We start from the raw sequence: 2,519 nt of genomic DNA, 5'->3' as shown, positions 1-2,519 counted from the left end.
TGCCGGCCTTATCCGGAGAATCGTGTCGGCGTCCATGCCCAGGGCCTCCTGTGTTCGAGTTCCACTCGAACTACCCATCGGCTGGTCGCATGAGGTTTCTTGAGCTTTCTTAGCGTTGTAGTATTAGAGGCCTCCATCGTCCGCTTCGCGGCCTCCACAGTCTCATTCATGGCCTTCACGATGGCGTCGGCCTGGACCAGCATGTTGTTCTCCAGCCGGTTGTCGACCGTCTTCTTGATCTCAGCCTCCAATCTCGCAATTCGCTGCTCGGCCTGGCGGGAACGGTCCTGAAGGTCAGCCGTTTCCAGACGGGCTACGATCCGGTCCTTCTTGACCGCGTCGCCTTCACGCAGCTCGATCCCCTCCAGCCAGCCGGCGATGGGCATGGCCACGAGCTGGGTGTCAGGCAGGCTGGTGACCGCCTGCTCCTCCACGTACGCGCGTATCGTGGCCGGTTGCACGCGAATCACGTCCACGACAGCTTCCGGCTGGCGCCGCTGCCAGACGATCCAAACCACGACAATCAGAAGAACCGGGAGAAAGAGGAGCCCCTTGCGTTTCATAGGCATCTCACTCCTTGATCTTAATGCCCTCCAGCCAGTCCAATGTGCGGATCTGGCGGTAGACGATGGCCTGCGACGCCAGTACAAAGGCGAACATCAGCGCCCCGGACGCCACGACCGTCATCGGCCTGATCACGATCGGTAGGCGGAACAGCTCCGTGTCGTAGGCCGATGCCCAAACGTGCACCAGGGTATACGAGATCGGCAGAGCCAGACCCATGCCCAGCAACAGAATCACCAGCGACTGCCGGAAGAAAATGCTGGCGATCGGGCCAGGGGCATAGCCCAGCACTCGAAAGCTCGCGATGTCGCGGGTACGGTCGGCGATCTCAATAAGTGAGGCATTGAGCATACTCCCCAGCGCGATCACGCCCGCAAAGCCGACGAGAACACTGAGCGAAAAACTGATGGAGCGAATCAGCGTCTTCTGGATGTTGGCTTTGGCGTTCGCACGGACGCTCACGCCCTGCGCATTGGGAAGCTGCTTCAGGGCGGCGTACAGATCGTCAAGACGCAAAGGGTCCACCAACATCTGCACCGAGTTGACCGCCTCGGCCTCACCCACCAGCCGGCTGAGATAACCAAGATCCGCATAACATTCCAGACCCAGGAACGAGTCAACCACCGACCGGACCGGCACCGCCACCGTCTCGCGCCGACCACGAACGGGCGTGAGCTCCAGCCGGTCACCCACCCGAACGGCCAAAATCTCCCCGAGCTTGCGCGATACCACCAGGCCGTCGTCAGGCACTGCCATCGGCTTCAGATCTCGCTGCATGGGAGTGAACAAGCGGTGTCTGGGCGAGAGACCTGTTATCGACATGCGGCGAGCCCTGGCGCCGTGGCGAACGTCGCAGACGAGCCCCAGCAACGGTTCCGCGTAATCCACGCCAGGCAAAAACCCAGCCTCGCGAACAGCTGCGAACGACCGCTCGTCGCGCATCCCGATGTCCACGTCACTGTGCGAGACGTAGTCGAACTGAAACTCGACCATGAACCAGATCGAGTCGCGCATGATCAGGGCCGTGAGCACGATGGAGGCCGCCAGGGCACAGGAAATGACCCCCGTGAACGTCCGCCCGGGATTGCGGGCCAGGCTGCGCAGCGCAATGTGCGTGCGGAAGCCCAGCCTTCGCCAGATCGCAGGAAACCGCTCCAGGAACATGGCCGAGCCGCGCCCCGGCGGGCGGGGACGCATGGCCTCAGCCGGATGCAGCCGGAGAATCTTCCACACGCCTTTGCCTGTCCCCACCACCGCGCATGCGACACTGATGGTCATTCCAAGCAGAAACAACCGCGGGTAAAGCTCGAAGAGGAAACTGGGAAACTGGTAGAAGAGCTTGTACATCTCGACGAGGCCCCAGGCAAGGGCCACACCCACAACGATGCCTCCCAGCCCCCCAAGCAGGCCCACGACCAGCCCAAAGCCAAGAAAGTGCCTGAGCACCTGCCAATCACCGTAGCCCAGAGCCTTCAGCGTACCGATGATGGTCCGCTGCCGCTCGGCCAGACGGCTCATGACCACGTTGAGCACCAGGGCCGCAACCAACAGAAAGATGGCGGGCATGATCACGGCCGAGACGCCCAGACCCTTGATCTCGTCAGACAGAAAGCGGTTCGAGGCCTGTCGCTCACGCGGCGTGAGGGCGAGAACGCCGTAGGGATCCAGCACCCGGTCAATCCGCTCGAGGATTGCGTCTGCGTCGGTACGCGCTCCGGGCACCATCCGGCCGACGATCTGGTTGCACGCGTCCTGAAAATCAAGCAACTCCCGAGCGTACCGCTCCTTGATGTAGAGGATCCCAAAGTGCTCCGGGTCGGGGGTAATATCAGGGCCAGCGCGCATAGATAGGTAAGCTGGGAGGTCTGGCGCGATCGATTGGCATCGTGTATACCTTTCGCAAGTATGCCGTATGGAGCGGCGAGAGTCTCTTGCGAAAGGAGTCTGCCGATGGC

The 2,519-nt window shown here is 61.8% G+C and carries 2 protein-coding genes; both read right to left on the bottom strand.

Annotated elements, in window-relative coordinates:
- Positions 1-8 precede the first annotated feature (8 nt).
- Positions 9-563, bottom strand: a complete 555-nt coding sequence (locus KA354_25275; GenBank protein ID MBP7937961.1) for a hypothetical protein — start codon at positions 561-563, stop codon at positions 9-11.
- A gap of 7 nt (positions 564-570) precedes the next feature.
- The gene (locus tag KA354_25270) at positions 571-2,409 is read right to left on the bottom strand and encodes an ABC transporter permease (GenBank protein MBP7937960.1); all 1,839 of its coding nucleotides are present in this window, start codon (positions 2,407-2,409) and stop codon (positions 571-573) included.
- Positions 2,410-2,519 lie beyond the last annotated feature (110 nt).

It is taken from the genome of Phycisphaerae bacterium, assembly GCA_018003015.1.
Lineage (GTDB): Bacteria > Planctomycetota > Phycisphaerae > UBA1845 > PWPN01 > JAGNEZ01.
This window is presented reverse-complemented; position numbering and strand designations above follow the sequence as displayed.

Excerpts from the sequence above, each read along its gene's own strand:
- KA354_25275 (MBP7937961.1), bottom strand. The coding sequence starts at position 563 with ATGAAACGCAAGGGGCTCCTCTTTCTCCCGGTTCTTCTGATTGTCGTG.
- KA354_25270 (MBP7937960.1), bottom strand. The coding sequence starts at position 2,409 with ATGCGCGCTGGCCCTGATATTACCCCCGACCCGGAGCACTTTGGGATC.